We start from the raw sequence: 17,051 nt of genomic DNA on the forward strand, positions 1-17,051 counted from the left end.
TCCCCATGCGAGAGTAGGGAACTGCCAGGCATCAAATAAAACGAAGGGCCCTGTCGGAAGACAGGGCCTTTTGTTTTTGTCTGTTTCTGCCGGATGGCGGCTCCGCCTTATCCGGCCTACAGGAATTATCCCGCCTACGAAGCTGGTGTTCTTGTAGAACCGACAAGAGTACATCCCACCCAATCGTTAACGATGAACTATCCTTTACACGTGCTTATATAAGCAGTGAGGATTTTCATTGGCTATCAAACCTTTTAACTACCAGCAGGACTTTTCCAGCATCGACTTCCGCCAGCAGCCTGAATTGTATCAGGTTGGACGAGGCGAGCAGGGGGTGCTACTGGTTGAACCCTACAAAAGCGAAATTCTTCCTTTCTGGCGCTATAAAGATGAAGCATCGGCGATGAAATCCGCAGAACAGATCTACCAGTTGTTCGAAGCTTACCGGCAGCAGGATGATTTCGTTGGTATGGACATGGCGCGTAAATTTATTCAGATGGGATACACCCGCGCCAGGCGATACGCTAACTATAAAGGCGGTAAAAAGTATGCAGAAGACGGCAGCCTGAATACACGGGGTAATGATCCTATTAAGGCCGCGGCGGCAACGGTTTTCAAAGGTTGGTGGGATAAAATCCGTCAGGACGAAGACTATCTGAAACGGAAACGCCAGCATCAGGCACGGTGGGGATAAAAATTAGCAAACAAATAATTAACACTTTATTTACTTTTGGGTCTCGCGTAATCTGAATCTCCAAAATAAAAGGCCGATTAAGCCTGGCAACAAGGAGAACAGTATGGCAGAAATTATTCAGCGTATAGATAAAAACAACGCTGAGGCTCCGGAGATGCGGCGACGCATATGGGCTATCGTGGGGGCCTCTTCCGGAAACTTAGTGGAATGGTTTGATTTCTACGTCTACTCTTTCTGCTCGCTCTATTTTGCACATATCTTCTTTCCTTCTGGTAATACCACTACTCAGCTTTTGCAAACGGCAGGCGTCTTTGCCGCCGGTTTTTTAATGCGGCCTATCGGTGGTTGGCTGTTTGGACGCATTGCAGATCGACGCGGGCGCAAAGCCTCAATGTTGATTTCGGTGTGCATGATGTGCATGGGGTCGCTGGTGATTGCCTGCTTACCTGGTTACGATACCATCGGCACCTGGGCACCGGCGCTGCTACTTATTGCAAGGTTATTTCAGGGGCTCTCGGTAGGGGGAGAGTATGGGACCAGCGCGACATATATGAGTGAAGTTGCGCTTGAAGGTCGTAAGGGATTTTTCGCGTCGTTTCAGTACGTTACGCTTATCGGTGGCCAACTACTGGCATTGCTGGTCGTTGTGATTTTGCAGCAGGTTCTGGACGATGCTGAGCTTCGTGCCTGGGGATGGCGTATTCCCTTTGCGCTGGGCGCCGTGCTGGCGGTTGTGGCGTTATGGCTACGTCGCCAGCTGGATGAAACCTCGAAGCATGAGACTCGCGCATTAAAAGAAGCCGGTTCGTTGAAAGGTTTGTGGCGTAATCGCAAAGCCTTTTTGATGGTGCTTGGTTTCACCGCGGCAGGCTCGCTGTGCTTTTATACCTTCACCACCTATATGCAGAAATATCTGGTAAATACAGCAGGTATGCATGCCAATGTCGCCAGCGGCATTATGACGGCTGCGCTGTGTGTTTTCATGTTGGTGCAGCCGTTATTCGGCGCGTTATCCGATAAGATTGGCAGGCGCACCTCTATGCTATGTTTTGGCGCACTCGCGACGCTTTTCACCGTTCCAATTCTCTCCGCGTTGCAGAATGTGACGTCGCCTTATGCCGCATTTGCTTTAGTGATGTGCGCGCTATTGATTGTGAGTTTCTATACCTCGATTAGCGGGATCCTGAAAGCGGAGATGTTTCCGGCGCAGGTTCGCGCCCTGGGCGTCGGTTTATCTTACGCGGTAGCAAACGCGTTATTTGGCGGCTCTGCGGAATATGTCGCGCTGTCGCTAAAATCTGTCGGTATGGAGAGCTCGTTCTTCTGGTATGTTACCGCGATGGCCGTTCTGGCTTTCCTGGTTTCGTTGATGTTGCACCGTAAAGGAAAGGGCTTACGCCTTTAGTATCGCGCCATTTGCCAGATAGCGTAACCGGTTGTCGCGCCAGCGACATCCCAGACAAAATCTTTCCAGCTCCAGCCGCTGCCTTCCGGGCGGCTGTCCCAGAGTTCTTTTGAGGCTCCGAGACTCAAAGAAAACATCAGCCCTATCGCTGCGCTGCGGTCAGGGCTTACTCCCTGGTGACGCGCATACTCATTACCGGCTGCCGATAGCATCGCTGATGCCATAAAATGCTGGGCTTTATCCTGACCGCTCCAGTGGTCGTTAGCCAGATGGCTGCACCCGGAGAGAAACAACACCGTAAAAGGAATCAACACGCGCACCAGTTCACTCCTAAGAGAAAACCCCGTACAGGACGGGGCTTCGATTACAGGATACGGCTAATTAATCTGTCGATGCGGATCCGGCGCAGACGGCGAATCAATTTACGCACTTTTATCGGATAGTCGGCAATGCTCTGCAGGTCACGATAATGTTTTACGATGGTTGTGTGCGTTCGGATAAGTTCCAGCTCTTTTTCCCGCTGAGGGGCAAGCTCCTGCTTAGGATCGTGGATCAAAATGGCGTTTTCCAGATCCAGACGCCAGGCGCGGGGATTCAGGTTGTTGCCGGTGAGTAGCATCCATTTATCATCTACCCACATCCCTTTCAGATGATAGGTATTGTCGTCATCTTTCCACAGACGCACCACAAGCTGATCGGTATTGACGTAATACTGTAAACGGCTCAGGAAGCGGCGCAGGTTAATCTCATAGAGATAGGGCAGCGCGCCAATGATCTTGAACGGTTCATCTTCCGGAATGTAAAAATCATTCGCGGTTTTATCGCCAACAATGATTTCGACTTTCTTTCCGTCGCGCAGTAGCTGAATAATATTCCGCACCAGTACCGCTGGTAGATTGAAGTAAGGGGTACAAATGGTGAGCTTATGCTCCGCACAGGGCATGAGATGGAAAATGGTTTTGTTCAACAGACTGGACTTTCCAAGCCCGACCAGCGGCGTAACGGAGAGCTGCTCGTCATTAGCGTCACCCTGAAAATGATATGACGCATCACGCAGCTCCTGACGGTATAAGCGGATATCGTTTTTAATCTCCGGGCTTTTCGGCCGCTGGGTATTATCCAGACGATTCACACCACGGCCATTCATCAGATTTTGCGTCACCCAGTCAAACATGATGTCTGCCATTTGCCGATTGCGAATCAGCTGGTAGCGATCGTAGCGATATTTGTCATGCTGATGGAGATAGACATCGTTCAGGCTGGCGCCGCTGTACAGGACGCTATCATCAATGATAAAGCCTTTAAAATGCAGTACGCCAAGCGCTTCTCGCGTATTAATCGGTACGCCGTAAACCGGGACATCAATGCCGGGGTTTTCCTGCGCCAGTCGGCAATACCAGTCTGCATTGGTATTCGAGGCCACTGCGCCAATGCGCCCGCGTTGCGCGCGATGCCAGTCGACCAGCACCCTCACGTCCAGTTCAGGACGCTGCCGTTTAGCCGCATAGAGCGCGTCGAGTATACCTTTACCCCCATCGTCCTGTTCCAGATACAGGGCAACGATACAAATACGCTGCGTCGCGCTGGCGATTTTCTCCAGCAGTGTCTCCCGAAAAGTAGCAGGAGTATAAAAGAAATCTACATCATCAACTGACTGAGAAATCTTAGGGAGTTGGGCAAGGTGTTGTTGATGTTTATTACGCTTAAATTTTGACAACATCACAGTGCATTTCTTCTCTGTTCATTGAAGGGTCCTCTGTGCTATGCAGACGACATAAGCGAGCAATAATAACATCAGTACCCGTTAAAGTGGTCAACATTTCCAGTACATTACTCACGATTCATCACATTTGGCCAGATTCAGCGTCAATCCCACGATGCCCTCGTCGAGCTGAATATCGACCTGAAATCCCAGTTTTCTGGCCAGCGCGACCATGCCGCGATTGTTCGGCATCGTAATACCGTTCAGCCGCTTCAATCCGTGATCGCGAGTATAGGCAATCAATTTCTCCATTAAACGGCGTCCTAAACCCAACCCTTTGAGATCTGAACGCACCAATACGGCAAATTCGGCATCTACGTTGTCAGGATCGGAGATCGCGCGCGTTACGCCGAGGATCTCTTCAGCATTGTCCATCCGCCTCACGGCCACAAAGGCCATTTCTCGATCGTAGTCGATCTGCGTCATGTTGGCTAAATCTTCATGGGTGAATTCGTTGATCTCGCTGAAATAACGGTAGTAAAGATCCTCTTTGGTGACCTGTGCGATGAATTGTCGCAGTTGGGGCTCATCTTCCGGCAGGATAGGACGGAACAGGCAGCGATCGCCATTTTTCATCTCCACCCACTCTTCAAGCTGGTGGGGATAGGGGCGTACCGCAAGTCGACTTTCGTTATCGCCATCAAACGGGGCAATATCCAGCGTCACATCCAGCGCGGTAAACTCACTGGCGGAAGCCAGCAGCGGATGGATATCCAGACGCTGAATTTCCGGGCAGTCGACAATCAGGTTTGAAACCTGGACCAGCAATTGGCTTAAACCTACAATATCCAGCGGACGCAGCGCGCTACGGGCGCGAATTTTCCGCTGTTTAATGCCCTGAATCACCAGATAGCGCGCCAGATTCATGTTGAGCGGCGGCAGCGCGACGACCGCCTGCTCTTCCGGACGCCACTCTACGCCGCCTTCACCCAACATAATCAAAGGACCAAACACCGGATCGTGCTCGACCACCACACGCAGCTCCTGCGCGCCGGCGCGGTTAGCCATGCTTTGTACCAGCAAACCGTGAATCCGCGCCTGCGGCCAGGCCATCTTTACACGATCGAAAATGGCGTTCGCAGCCTGTTGTACCTCGCTTGCGGTCCGCAGGTAAAGCATGACCCCCTGAACTTCAGATTTATGCGGAATGTCGGGCGAGCGCAGCTTGAGAGCTACCGGATAGCCTATCTGTTCGGCGATATGCACCGCTTCAGCGCTGTCGCTGGCAATCCAGGTTGGGAGCGTATGCAGCCCATAGGCGTGTAAAATCGGCTGTACTTCATGGGTATCCAGTGAGGTGGCGCCTTCCGCAATCGCCCGCTGTAACAGATTATGCGCCTCAGCGGTATTGGACGTCAGGTTACTCGGCAGCGCTGGCGTTTCCCGCAGTTGCTTCTGGTTACGCCGGTATTCCACCATATGCATAAACGCGGTAATCGTGCCTTCCGGCGTACGGTAGGTTGGTAATCCGGCTTCGCTGAATAGCCGTCTTGCCTCCTGAGACGAGAACTCGCCGCACCAGTTTGTCAGCAGCGTAACAAACTTGCCTCTGGGGTGGCGCTTAATCGTTTCGATCAGGGCATGGGCGCTTTCCGTACCCGGCGCGGCAGCGCTGGGAGAGTGGATAACCATAAGCGCGTCAAAATCCTGACTGGCGAGCAGGATATCCAGCGTTTTGACGTAATGTTCGCTGCTGGCGTCATCACACAGATCCAGCGGATTGGCAATATCAATGTGCGCGGGAAGCGCCTGCCGTAGTTGCAGGCAGGTCTCTTCGCTCAACGTCGCCAGCTTGCCGTTACGCGACCACAACTCATCTAACGCCAGCGCGGCAGGCGCGGCGCCATTGCTGATGATCATCAGTCTGTCGCCGCGTAGCGGACGCATATGGCTCAGTGTTTCGACGGCGGAAAAAAGCTCGTGCGTATCCTGGACTCGCAGCAGGCCTGCGCGCTGGATGGCCGCATCCCACGCAGGGTCCATTCCCGCGCTGGTATTAAGTAAACGCTGGGCAGCCGGGCTTCGGCCGCTTTTAATCACCAGAATCGGTTTGTTACGTGAAGCGCTACGGGCGGCGGAAACAAAACGGCGGGCGTCGCTTAACTGTTCCAGATAGAGCAAAATCGCGCTGGTCTTGCTATCGCGCGCCAGATAGTCCAGTAGTTCATCGACATCAATATCCAGGCTATCGCCCAGCGCGATAAAGTAGGAAAAGCCCATTTCACGCTGTTGCGCCCAGTCAAGAATAGTATTGGAAACTGCGGCAGACTGGGAAATAAAAGCGAGCTTGCCCTGTTTAATCGGGACGGGAGAAAAGCTGGCATTCAGCCCTTGCCACGGCGCGAGGAGCCCAAGACTGTTTGGACCCAGCAGACGCATTTTATAATGCCGGGCACAGGCAAGAAGTTCTTCATGTTGCGACGTGGGAGCAGAAAGGATAATGCACGTTTTACACCCTTTCGCGCCAAGCGCGTCCAGTAACGCCAGGTTACGGCTGGCGTTAGTGCATAAAATAGCCAGATCGGGTGTGAAAGGAAGACTGGCGATATCCGGCCAGGCCATGACGCCTAAAACGGCTTTCCAGGCGGGCGTCACGGGAAGGACGGGGCCATTGAATCCGCCCGCCAACAAGTTACGCATCATCAGGTAACCCGCGCGGTGGGGCTTCATTGATGCGCCAATCACCGCGATCGATTTTGGTCGCAGTAGCGCTTCCAGTCCTTGCTGGCTCATACCGGTTTCCCTTACACAGAAGTGACCGGATAATTTTAAACGCTTTCGCTATTTTATGCTGTGACGTTTCCCGGATGTTGCGTTTTTCCTGCCAGATAGCGCGTTTTAAAACGGGTGAAATGTTCACCTAAACTGGTTGCCGCCTCGGTATCTCCCGCCAGATCTAACAACGCTATCGCGACTTCGGCGGTACAATATTGCCCTTCGGCATGGATTTCACGCAGACGATAAGCTGAAAGACGCGATAAATCGACGGAAATGACCGGCAGATGATCCAGATAAGGGCTTTTACGAAACATTTTACGTGCTTCGGGCCAGGTGCCGTCCAGCATAATAAACAGCGGCGGTTTCCCGGCGGGCGGGGTGGAAATGACCTCGCGCGCTTCGCCGGCGTAGGACGCAGGAAAGACCACTATCGGTTGATAATCCGGATGCTGTACCAACTCCAGCAACGCCTGTGGCGGCTCGGTACGCGACCACTGAAACGCCGCGGTATCCGGCAAAATATCGGCTATCAGCCGGCCGGTATTGCTGGGTTTCATCGGTTCAGTGTCAAACATGACCAGACAAAAACGGCTTTTCGCCTGAGAAGGCGTTAACGTATCACACAGGCAAGATTTTAGCGGCAGCAGGCAGCGTTGACAGCGGCGAACCCGATTGCCTCTGGCAAGAAAAGGGCGTGTAGCGCGCGCAAGCCGTTCGGCGCGTAACTGAAGGACAGCGTTATTGGTCATAGAAAGCGTTTGCGGAGAAAAACGCTATTGTGGCAGAGGTGAAAACGGGGCACAAGATGCGCCCCGTGGCGTTTACAGCGCTTCGTTCAGCCAGCTGTCGAAAGGCGCTTTAGGCACTGCGCCATTAAGCATATCGACCACCTGTCCATGTTTAAAAATCATAATCGTCGGGATGCTGCGGATACCGAAACGGGCGCTGAGTTCCCGTTCCGCCTCGGTATTCACTTTGACGAAACGGACTTTACCGCTGCGCTCTTCTGCGACATCCTCGAAGATTGGCGCAAAGTTACGGCAAGGGCCGCACCAGGGGGCCCAGAAGTCGATCACCACTGGAAGATCGTCCTTCAACAGTTTGTCCAGCGTTTCGCCGGTCGCATTAATGACTTCTCCGTCAAACAACTCATGACCGCAGCGTCCACATTTTGCCGCGTCCTGAAGCCGATCGTCGGGGATGCGGTTAATGGCCTGACAATGGGTACAAACGGTGTTCATAGCTAACCTCTGAATACGTCGGAAGACGTCCCGCTACGCGCGGGATGTTTCTATAATGTTACATATTATCGAGGAGTCTGTGCTAAACAACAATGTGTTTTATTCAATGAGTACAATAGTCGCAAGCTTTTAAACGAAATCATGGCTAACCGGATGCACATCGGGTAATCTTCGCGCTTCGCGCAGCGCTGGTGGAGAAAAGCATGAACGATGAATTAAAAAACAAAAGCGGCAAAGTCAAAGTGATGTATGTCCGTAGTGATGATGACTCTGATAAACGCACCCATAACCCGCGTACCGGGAAAGGGGGAGGCCGCCCAGCAAAGTCTCGCACTGACGGTGGACGTCGCCCCGCCCGTGATGAGCGAAATAATCAGAGCCGTGACCGTAAACATGAAACTTCGCCGTGGCGCACCGTGTCCCGCGCGCCAGGCGATGAAACGCCTGAAAAAGTCGATCATGGTGGTATTAGCGGTAAAAGTTTTATCGACCCTGAAGTTTTGCGTCGCCAGCGTGCGGAAGAGACGCGCGTCTACGGTGAAAACGCCTGCCAGGCGTTATTTCAGAGCCGCCCGGATGCTATCGTTCGCGCCTGGTTTATCCAAAGCGTGACCCCGCGCTTTAAAGAAGCCCTGCGCTGGATGGCGGCGAATCGTAAAGCCTACCATGTGGTGGATGAAGCCGAACTGGCAAAAGCTTCCGGGACTGAGCACCACGGCGGCGTGTGTTTCCTGATTAAAAAGCGTAACGGTACGACCGTTAAGCAATGGGTAAAGCAGGCGGCGGATCAAGACTGCGTGCTGGCGTTGGAAGATGTCGCTAACCCGCATAATCTGGGCGGCATGATGCGTAGCTGCGCGCACTTCGGCGTGAAGGGCGTGGTGGTACAGGATGCGGCGTTGCTGGAGTCCGGCGCGGCGATTCGTACTGCGGAAGGCGGGGCGGAGCATGTCCAGCCGATCACTGGTGAAAGCATTGTTGACGTACTGGATGATTTTCGTCAGGCGGGGTACACCGTGGTGACGACGTCCAGCGATCGCGGTCAGGCGCTCTTTAGTACGACCCTGCCGGAAAAGATGGTGCTGGTCTTAGGCCGTGAATATGACTACCTGCCGGAAGCGGCGCGCGAACCCGACGATCTGTGCGTGAAAATTAACGGCACCGGGAACGTGGAAAGCCTGAATGTGTCGGTTGCGACAGGCGTACTGCTCGCCGAGTGGTGGCGACAGAATAAAGCGTAAGGGCTGCAGCCCGGTGACGCAACGCGCGCCGGGCCAATGATGTACTTCCTACCGCCCGGTCAGACAAGGCGCTTTCGCGCCGTTATGCGGGCGATAAAACGGCGAGTCGCCAACGTTATTCACTCTCAGCCGGTAATACTGGCGTCCAGTCGATAGTTTTCTCGCCGTGTTGTTCCAGCCATTGGTTCGTTAGCGCAAAATGGTTACAGCCAAAAAATCCGCGGTGCGCAGAGAGTGGCGAGGGATGCGGAGCTTTCAGAATATGGTGGCGCTGTGGATCAATAATCGCGCCTTTTTTCTGGGCGTGCGAGCCCCACAGCAAGAAGACGACCCCTTCGCGGTGTTGGTTAATCAGGCTTATCACTTTATCCGTAAAGGTTTCCCACCCCAGGCTGGCATGAGAGTGCGCCTGGCCTGCCCGTACCGTGAGCACCGTATTCAGTAACAGTACGCCCTGGCGCGCCCAGCTTTCCAGATAACCGTGCGCGGGGCGAACAAAGCCGGGAATGGAGGCTTCCAGCTCTTTGTACATATTCACTAATGACGGCGGGGGAGCGATCCCAGGGCGCACGGAAAACGCCAGACCATGTGCCTGGCCGGGGCCGTGGTAAGGATCTTGTCCCAGGATCACCACCTTAACGTCGCCCAGTTCCGTGAAGCGAAAGGCGTTAAACACATCTTTTTGCGGCGGGTAGACCGTGATACCCGACTGACGCTCGCCAGCAACAGTGTGAAGCGTATTGATAAAGTAAGGTTGCTGTTTCTCATCAGCCAGCACATCGTGCCAGGTTAACTCAGTCGCCATCTCGCTCTCCTGCGAATTTCCAGTTCCCTTAGCTTAACTGCTTCTTTCTGCAGTGCAAAATCCTGCGTGCTACAAAAACGGTTACCTACAAAAGATAGTTGAAAATTTATGTAAAAAGTTTATAGGTCTGAATGGTGTAAGTTGATGTAAAACAATAAATTCCCTTCATCACCCTTTTTGTGGTGTGGTTTTTATTGATTTAAATCAAAGAATGAAGGGTGATCGAAGGGTATATATACACTCAAGCAACAATGGTTTTACCAATTGGCCGGGATTAGGCCGACCGAAATCAAATAATTTTGCCTGGGGAGGCATCACATGATTACAGGTATCCAGATTACTAAAGCCGCTAACGACGACCTGCTGAATTCCTTCTGGCTGCTGGACAGCGAAAAAGGCGAAGCGCGCTGCATCGTTGCAAAATCCGGCTTTGCTGAAGATGAAGTTGTGGCTGTCAGCAAACTGGGCGAGATTGAATACCGTGAAATTCCGATGGAAGTTAAACCGGAAGTACGCGTTGAAGGCGGTCAGCATCTGAACGTTAACGTTCTGCGTCGTGAAACTCTGGAAGACGCGGTTAAGCATCCGGAAAAATACCCGCAGCTGACTATTCGTGTTTCTGGTTATGCGGTGCGTTTTAACTCCCTGACGCCGGAACAGCAGCGCGACGTTATCGCTCGTACCTTTACCGAAAGCCTGTAAGGCTTATCCGGTAATAACAAGCGGAAGAGGCCGGGCCTTTTCCGCTTTTGTTTTATTTGGGTCAGTAAAAAATCCGCACCGCGCAGTACACCAGCAGTAACGCCAGAATGATATTTAACTGGCGACCATAATGGCGAAACGCCCGCTGAAACAGATGTCCCGCCAGCGCCCAGCACACATTACCGAACGTGCCGATCAATGCCAGCAATATACTGACGCCGATGACCCAGTTCAGCGCCTGCGTTTGCGGTAAAACAAATGTAGACAGAGCGGTAATGCCGTACAGAATAATTTTGACGTTCACAAACTGCAGGCCAAAGCTTACCCAAAAGCCAACCGGTTTTGGTCTGACATTCTCATCCGCCGCTGGACTGGTAGCAATTTTCCACGCCAGCCACAGGATATACGCAGCCCCCACCCAACTGAGTAAATGAATGATTGCCGGATCGATAACCGCAAGGGAAAACGCGATCCCGGCGCACAGCAGCATGACGACCAAAAATCCCAGACTCATACCTGCCAGTACACGAATACTCTGCCGAAAACCATGTGCAGTTGCTGCGCTAAGCGCGAGAATATTGTTTGGGCCGGGGGTAAGGGCGGTGATTAATGTATAAGTCCAGAAAGCGCTTAAAAGCATCGGTGTCACTTGTCATCTCCTCTGTTTTAGCAGACAGTACCCGATATGAAATATTTAAAAAAATGAATGTTTTTTAATTCTGAATTCGAGATTTTCGATAGGTTGGTGGTTATGGATCTGCGTCGGTTTATTACGCTGAAAACGGTAGTGGAAGAGGGCTCGTTTCTGCGGGCTTCGCAAAAGCTGTGCTGCACTCAGTCGACGGTAACTTTTCATATTCAACAGCTTGAACGTGAGTTTTCCCTGCAACTGTTCGAGAAAATAGGGCGCCGAATGTGTCTGACCACTGAGGGGAAAAAGCTGATGCCGCATATCCATGAACTGACGCGTGTGATGGAGTCGATTCGTGAAGCCGCAAGACAGGATGCGGAACCCGGCGGAGAGCTGCGCGTGGCGACAGGTGAAACCTTACTGGCGTACAAAATGCCGCAGGTTCTACAACGTTTTAAGCTGCGAGCGCCGAATGTCAAATTGTCGCTACAGTCGCTGAATTGCTATGTGATACGTGATGCGTTGCTGAATGACGAGGTCGATCTGGGCGTTTTTTATCGCGTAGGTAATGATGACGCGCTCACGATGCAGCAACTGGGGGAGCAGTCGCTGGCGCTGGTGGCCTCTCCACTGCTACAGGATGCTGATTTTACGCAGCCAGATCAGCATATCCCCTGCAGCTTCATCATCAATGAACCGCAATGTGTCTTCCGCCAGCTATTTGAAAGTACGCTACGGCAGAGGCGGATTACGCTGGAAAACACCATTGAACTGTGGAGTATTGAAAGCATTAAACAGTGTGTGGCTGCTAACCTGGGCATCAGCTTTTTACCGCGATTTGCCGTTGAACGAGAACTTAGCACCGGTCAGTTGAAAGAGCTGCCGTTTGGCGCGCCGTCGCTATCGATCATGGCGCTGTGCGCCCATCATGCCGGGAAAGCGGTCAGCCCGGCAATGCAGATATTTATGCAGTGTATGGAGGCGTGTTTTACCGTGGAAGATAAAAAAATGCCGGGTTAACGAACCCGGCATTATCATCACTCTTCGCTGGATTGCTCCTGCATTTTCGTACCGCTTGGCTTGCGGCGCTTACCGATATTTTTTGTATCGCGGTGACGTTTCTTCACGCGCGGCTTCTCTTTTTCTTTCTCTTTTTTCTTCTCGGCGCGTTTCGCCAGCACTTTTTTCGACGGTTTGCCGGTCAGCTTTTCGCTGGGCGCACGCGTGGTCGGGCGAAGCTCATCAATGACGCGCGCTTTTAGCGGCTCTTCGATGTAGCGACCGATTTTCAGCAGCAACAGATGGTCGTGGGCTTCTACCAGCGAGATTGCAGTGCCTTTGCGGCCAGCACGGCCTGTACGACCAATGCGATGCAGATAGGTATCGCCACTGCGCGGCATGTCGAAGTTAATGACGTGGCTGACGTCAGGAATATCAATCCCACGTGCCGCGACGTCGGTCGCGACCAGCACGTTAACGCGGCCGTCGGTGAGACGCTTAATACCTTCGTTACGTTTGATCTGCGCCATCTCACCTTCAAGATAGCAATTGTTGATCCCTGCCAGACGCAGCGTTTCAGCCAGTTCATGGACGCGTTCACGTTTACGTACAAACACGATAGAACGGGTTGCATCGTCTTGTTTGAGCAGGTGCTTCAACAGCGCAACTTTATGTTCGAAATTGTCGGCACGGTAGTACCACTGGTGAATTTTCTTACGCTCGCGGGTTGACGGATTGGCGGAAACCTCAACCGGGTCTTCCAGCAGGCGCTCGGCAAAATCTTTAATCGCATCGCCTTCCAGCGTGGCGGAGAACAGCATCGTCTGTTTACGCCAGCGGGTCTCACCAGCGATATGTTCAATGTCCTGAGCGAAGCCCATGTCGAGCATCCGGTCAGCTTCGTCAAGGATCAGTGTTTCAACCGCCCGGCAGTCAAAATTCTCTTCTTTTATATATTGCAGCAGACGGCCCGTCGTGGCGACCACGATATCCTGGTTTTCGCTAAACACTTCAGCATGGTTCATATAGGCCACGCCGCCGGTAATCGTGGCGATATCCAGATGAGTATGCTTAGCCAGTTCACGAGCGTGATCGGCAACCTGCATTGCCAGTTCGCGGGTTGGCGTCAGGATCAGAATGCGCGGCGGCCCCGATTTTTTACGCGGAAAGTCGAGCAGGTGCTGCAACGCCGGCAGCAGATATGCCGCCGTTTTACCGGTGCCTGTCGGCGCAGAACCGAGTACATCACGGCCATCGAGCGCAGGCGGAATGGCGGCAGCCTGAATGGCGGTCGGGCGAGTGAAACCTTTATCCTGGAGGGCATCCAGCAGGCTTTCGTCGAGTTCAAGTTCGGAAAAAGTCGTTACAGTCATGTTCTACCTCTGTGTGGGGCGCTGATTATAGACGTTACGGCCGCAATCTTCATCTGTTTGTATGGATATCCCTTCTCAGGTATTGTTTTCACCCGGCGCTGTCGCCGTTTTTTGCAAGGTTGTTTTTACATGTCTCAGTCTGGCTCCGCTCTTCGTCGTAACGGATTTACGTTTAAACAGTTTTTTGTCGCACACGATCGGTGTGCGATGAAAGTGGGAACTGACGGTATTTTACTCGGGGCGTGGGCGCCGGTCGCGGATGTAAAGCGAATTCTGGATATCGGTACTGGAAGCGGTCTGCTGGCGTTAATGCTGGCGCAGCGGACGGATGACAATGTGCCTATTGACGCCGTGGAACTGGATGCCGGGGCTGCCATGCAAGCGCAGGAAAACGTTGCTCACTCTCCCTGGCCGCATCGAATAACGGTGCATACTGACGATATTCAGCGTTGGGCGCCTCGCCAGACGGTACGCTTTGATCTTATTATCAGCAACCCGCCTTATTACGAACCCGGTGTGGAATGCGCCACGCCGCAGCGGGAGCAGGCGCGTTACACCGCTACGCTGGATCACCAGACGTTATTGGCTATTGCGGCGGATTGTATTACCGAAGATGGCTTTTTTTGCGTAGTCTTGCCGGAACAAATAGGTAACGCTTTTACGCAGCAAGCGCTCAACATGGGATGGCATTTGCGGCTACGTACTGACGTTGCGGAAAACGAAGCGCGCTTGCCGCACCGGGTTTTGCTCGCATTCTCCCCGCAAGCCGGGGAGTGCTTTAGCGACAGATTAGTAATTCGCGGGTCAGACCAGCATTATTCTGAAAGTTATACGGCGCTGACCCAGGCATTTTATCTATTTATGTGAGGCGTTAATGGCGAAAGGATCGATGGGCCTGATTCAGCCAGTTGTTGCGGATAATCCAGCGTAAAGTGCAGCCCCCGGCTCTCTTTACGCATCATCGCGCAACGCACAATCAGTTCGGCCACTTGCACCAGATTGCGCAGCTCCAGTAAATTATTCGAGACGCGAAAGTTGGCGTAATACTCGTCAATCTCTTGTTGCAACATAGTAATACGCCGTAGGGCGCGCTCCAGCCGTTTCGTCGTGCGCACAATCCCCACATAGTCCCACATCAGCAGACGCAGTTCGTGCCAGTTATGCTGAATCACCACCCGCTCATCGGCGTTCTCCACGCGGCTTTCATCCCAGGCGGGAAGGACGTCAACGCTGTGGACAGAAGGCATTCGCCTGTCGATATCCATTGCTGCGGACCAGCCGTACACTAAGCATTCCAGCAACGAGTTGGACGCCATACGGTTAGCGCCGTGCAGGCCGGTGTAACTGACTTCGCCAATGGCATATAAGCCGTCTACATCGGTACGACCATAATCATCGACGACCACGCCGCCGCAGGTATAGTGCGCGGCAGGAACAATGGGAATCGGTTCTTTGGTTAAATCCATCCCCAAATCGAGCAGTTTCGCATAGATCATCGGGAAGTGCTGGCGGACAAAATCGTCAGGCTTGTGGCTGATATCGAGAAACATACAGTCTGCGCCGAGTCGTTTCATCTCATGGTCAATAGCGCGGGCGACAATATCGCGCGGCGCCAGTTCCCCGCGTTCGTCAACGTCCGGCATAAACCGTGAACCGTCCGGACGTTTAAGGTATGCGCCTTCGCCACGCAGCGCTTCGGTAAGGAGAAAATTACGCGCCTGCGGGTGATAAAGGGCGGTGGGATGAAACTGGTTAAATTCCAGATTAGCGACCCGACAGCCTGCGCGCCAGGCCATCGCGATACCGTCGCCGGAGGAAATATCCGGGTTAGTGGTATATTGATACACCTTTGAGGCGCCGCCGGTCGCCAGCACCACCGACTTCGCATGACAGGTTTCAACCCACTCTTTATTGCGATTCCAGATCCAGGCGCCGACGACCCGGCGAGGCCCCGGCAGACCCATTTTATCGGAGATAATTAAATCAACGGCGTTGCTGCGCTCCAGCACCTGAATATTAGGATGATTTTGCGCCCGACTGACCAATGTGGTTTCGACTTCCTTTCCGGTAGCGTCGGCGGCATGAAGGATACGGCGATGACTATGGCCGCCTTCACGCGTGAGATGATAGCTCTCCTTGCCGTTTGGCTGGACATGCGTATCAAACAGCACGCCCTGATCGATAAGCCACTGCACGCAGGTACGGGCGTTGCTGGCGACAAACTCCACCGCGTGGCGATCGCAAATTCCGGCACCGGCAATCAGCGTATCTTCGACATGCGACGCAATACTGTCGGTTTCATCAAACACGGCGGCAATACCGCCCTGCGCATAAAACGTGGAGCCCTCGCTCACCGGCCCTTTACTCAGGACGATAATCTTATGTTTTTCAGCCAGACGCAGCGCCAGCGAGAGTCCGGCCGCGCCGCTGCCGATAATTAACACATCACAGGACAGTTCAGGAGTTGTCATCATGGTTCTTGTTTAATTTACTAAACATGGTTGCGGCAGATTAGCACTATATGGCGCTAAAAAGCACGTTATGATTTCAAAAGTGTTGTGCTTATTAAACATAAAATAAAAATACGGCGAGAGATAAACGGCAAAAAATATTTTATAGGGCAGGGTGTTAGCGTCGGATTTTGTAGTGAAATAAAGATGCTGTTAGGTTACTCTGCAAACGACGAAATGGGCATTTCTGTACAGATAGTGCGTTGTTCAGCATCTGTAGACTTATAATGGAAGATAAGACCTGTCTACAACATGACAAACAAAAACAAATGCGTAACGGAACTTTACGAAACATAGACACTCTAACCTGTTGCTTGCTCATAGTGCGGCTTATGGAGTGGCGTTTCGAAAGCGCGTGGAAATTTGGTTTGGGGAGACATTACCTCGGATGAGCGAGCAGTTAACGGACCAGGTCCTGGTTGAACGGGTCCAGAAGGGAGATCAGAAAGCCTTTAACTTACTGGTAGTGCGCTACCAGCATAAAGTGGCGAGTCTGGTTTCCCGCTATGTGCCATCGGGCGACGTTCCCGATGTCGTACAGGAATCATTTATTAAGGCCTATCGCGCGCTGGATTCTTTCCGGGGGGATAGCGCTTTTTATACCTGGTTGTATCGCATTGCGGTCAATACCGCGAAGAACTACCTGGTTGCGCAGGGGCGTCGTCCGCCTTCCAGTGATGTAGACGCGATTGAAGCAGAAAACTTTGAAAGCGGCGGCGCGCTGAAAGAAATTTCGAACCCTGAGAACTTAATGTTGTCAGAAGAACTGAGACAGATAGTTTTCCGAACTATTGAGTCCCTCCCGGAAGATTTACGTATGGCAATCACCTTACGGGAGCTGGATGGCCTGAGCTATGAAGAGATAGCGGCTATCATGGATTGTCCGGTGGGGACGGTGCGTTCACGTATCTTCCGGGCGCGGGAAGCTATTGATAATAAAGTTCAACCGCTTATCAGGCGTTGACGATAG

17 protein-coding genes are annotated in these 17,051 nt (G+C 52.6%); 8 read left to right on the forward strand and 9 right to left on the reverse strand.

Going from position 1 to position 17,051, the window contains the following annotated elements:
* The first annotated feature begins 238 nt into the window (after nucleotides 1–238).
* Both ACLJNW_RS19220 and ACLJNW_RS19225 read left to right on the forward strand, forming a co-directional pair.
* Nucleotides 239–694 (forward strand): DUF4385 domain-containing protein, encoded by a 456-nt coding sequence (locus ACLJNW_RS19220; protein ID WP_000985653.1) that lies wholly within the window; start codon nucleotides 239–241, stop codon nucleotides 692–694.
* A gap of 103 nt (nucleotides 695–797) precedes the next feature.
* Nucleotides 798–2,099, forward strand: coding sequence for an MFS transporter (locus tag ACLJNW_RS19225; RefSeq protein WP_000807810.1), 1,302 nt, complete (start codon nucleotides 798–800; stop codon nucleotides 2,097–2,099).
* On the opposite strand, the gene ACLJNW_RS19230 is transcribed toward ACLJNW_RS19225, so the two are convergent.
* The 5 genes from ACLJNW_RS19230 to trxC form a co-directional block, all read right to left on the reverse strand.
* A complete protein-coding gene (locus ACLJNW_RS19230; protein WP_001264473.1) occupies nucleotides 2,096–2,419 on the reverse strand; it encodes a YfiM family lipoprotein in 324 nt (107 codons plus the stop codon). The two genes, ACLJNW_RS19225 and ACLJNW_RS19230, sit on opposite strands and share 4 nt — an antisense overlap.
* A gap of 44 nt (nucleotides 2,420–2,463) precedes the next feature.
* A complete protein-coding gene (pssA, locus tag ACLJNW_RS19235) occupies nucleotides 2,464–3,819 on the reverse strand; it encodes a CDP-diacylglycerol--serine O-phosphatidyltransferase (protein ID WP_023204706.1) in 1,356 nt (451 codons plus the stop codon).
* A gap of 114 nt (nucleotides 3,820–3,933) precedes the next feature.
* Nucleotides 3,934–6,594, reverse strand: coding sequence for a protein lysine acetyltransferase (gene pat / locus ACLJNW_RS19240; protein WP_000082642.1), 2,661 nt, complete (start codon nucleotides 6,592–6,594; stop codon nucleotides 3,934–3,936).
* A 53-nt stretch (nucleotides 6,595–6,647) separates the two neighbouring features.
* Nucleotides 6,648–7,328, reverse strand: coding sequence for a tRNA-uridine aminocarboxypropyltransferase (tapT, locus tag ACLJNW_RS19245; RefSeq protein ID WP_000183642.1), 681 nt, complete (start codon nucleotides 7,326–7,328; stop codon nucleotides 6,648–6,650).
* A gap of 72 nt (nucleotides 7,329–7,400) precedes the next feature.
* The gene (trxC, locus tag ACLJNW_RS19250) at nucleotides 7,401–7,820 is read right to left on the reverse strand and encodes a thioredoxin TrxC (protein WP_001098732.1); all 420 of its coding nucleotides are present in this window, start codon (nucleotides 7,818–7,820) and stop codon (nucleotides 7,401–7,403) included.
* Nucleotides 7,821–8,023: 203 nt separating this feature from the next.
* Between trxC and ACLJNW_RS19255 the strand changes: the two genes are divergently transcribed.
* Entirely contained in the window at nucleotides 8,024–9,061 is a 1,038-nt protein-coding gene (locus ACLJNW_RS19255; protein ID WP_000997368.1) for a tRNA/rRNA methyltransferase, read from the forward strand.
* Between the two features lie 115 nt (nucleotides 9,062–9,176).
* Here ACLJNW_RS19255 and ung read toward each other — a convergent pair whose 3' ends face one another.
* Nucleotides 9,177–9,866: a uracil-DNA glycosylase gene (ung, locus tag ACLJNW_RS19260; protein ID WP_000179978.1), complete on the reverse strand. Its 690-nt coding sequence runs from the start codon at nucleotides 9,864–9,866 to the stop codon at nucleotides 9,177–9,179.
* A gap of 318 nt (nucleotides 9,867–10,184) precedes the next feature.
* Between ung and grcA the strand changes: the two genes are divergently transcribed.
* Nucleotides 10,185–10,568 carry an autonomous glycyl radical cofactor GrcA gene (gene grcA / locus ACLJNW_RS19265; RefSeq protein WP_000627811.1) on the forward strand — a complete coding sequence of 128 codons (384 nt, stop codon included), beginning with the start codon at nucleotides 10,185–10,187 and terminating at the stop codon, nucleotides 10,566–10,568.
* A 61-nt stretch (nucleotides 10,569–10,629) separates the two neighbouring features.
* Here grcA and eamB read toward each other — a convergent pair whose 3' ends face one another.
* On the reverse strand, nucleotides 10,630–11,217 hold the full coding sequence (gene eamB, locus ACLJNW_RS19270) for a cysteine/O-acetylserine transporter (protein WP_000188415.1): 588 nt from the start codon (nucleotides 11,215–11,217) through the stop codon (nucleotides 10,630–10,632).
* A 102-nt stretch (nucleotides 11,218–11,319) separates the two neighbouring features.
* On the opposite strand from eamB, the gene ACLJNW_RS19275 reads away from it, so the two are divergent.
* Nucleotides 11,320–12,219 (forward strand): LysR family transcriptional regulator, encoded by a 900-nt coding sequence (locus ACLJNW_RS19275; RefSeq protein ID WP_023204705.1) that lies wholly within the window; start codon nucleotides 11,320–11,322, stop codon nucleotides 12,217–12,219.
* A gap of 17 nt (nucleotides 12,220–12,236) precedes the next feature.
* On the opposite strand, the gene srmB is transcribed toward ACLJNW_RS19275, so the two are convergent.
* A complete protein-coding gene (gene srmB, locus ACLJNW_RS19280) occupies nucleotides 12,237–13,571 on the reverse strand; it encodes an ATP-dependent RNA helicase SrmB (protein WP_000219174.1) in 1,335 nt (444 codons plus the stop codon).
* A gap of 129 nt (nucleotides 13,572–13,700) precedes the next feature.
* Between srmB and trmN the strand changes: the two genes are divergently transcribed.
* Complete coding sequence (trmN, locus tag ACLJNW_RS19285; protein ID WP_000083339.1) at nucleotides 13,701–14,438, forward strand: tRNA(1)(Val) (adenine(37)-N(6))-methyltransferase TrmN; 738 nt, start codon at nucleotides 13,701–13,703, stop codon at nucleotides 14,436–14,438.
* On the opposite strand, the gene nadB is transcribed toward trmN, so the two are convergent.
* The gene (gene nadB / locus ACLJNW_RS19290) at nucleotides 14,423–16,045 is read right to left on the reverse strand and encodes an L-aspartate oxidase (RefSeq protein ID WP_000989163.1); all 1,623 of its coding nucleotides are present in this window, start codon (nucleotides 16,043–16,045) and stop codon (nucleotides 14,423–14,425) included. The genes trmN and nadB overlap by 16 nt on opposite strands.
* Nucleotides 16,046–16,308: 263 nt before the next feature.
* Between nadB and rseD the strand changes: the two genes are divergently transcribed.
* Together rseD and rpoE are read left to right on the forward strand one after the other, a co-directional pair.
* Entirely contained in the window at nucleotides 16,309–16,473 is a 165-nt protein-coding gene (rseD, locus tag ACLJNW_RS19295) for a rpoE leader peptide RseD (protein ID WP_014344135.1), read from the forward strand.
* Nucleotides 16,470–17,045 (forward strand): RNA polymerase sigma factor RpoE, encoded by a 576-nt coding sequence (gene rpoE / locus ACLJNW_RS19300; protein WP_000003307.1) that lies wholly within the window; start codon nucleotides 16,470–16,472, stop codon nucleotides 17,043–17,045. The genes rseD and rpoE overlap by 4 nt, the downstream gene beginning before the upstream one ends.
* The last annotated feature ends 6 nt before the right edge of the window (nucleotides 17,046–17,051 follow it).

The sequence above is a fragment of the Salmonella sp. SAL4457 genome, from assembly GCF_046548235.1.
Taxonomy (GTDB): Bacteria; Pseudomonadota; Gammaproteobacteria; order Enterobacterales; family Enterobacteriaceae; genus Salmonella; species Salmonella enterica.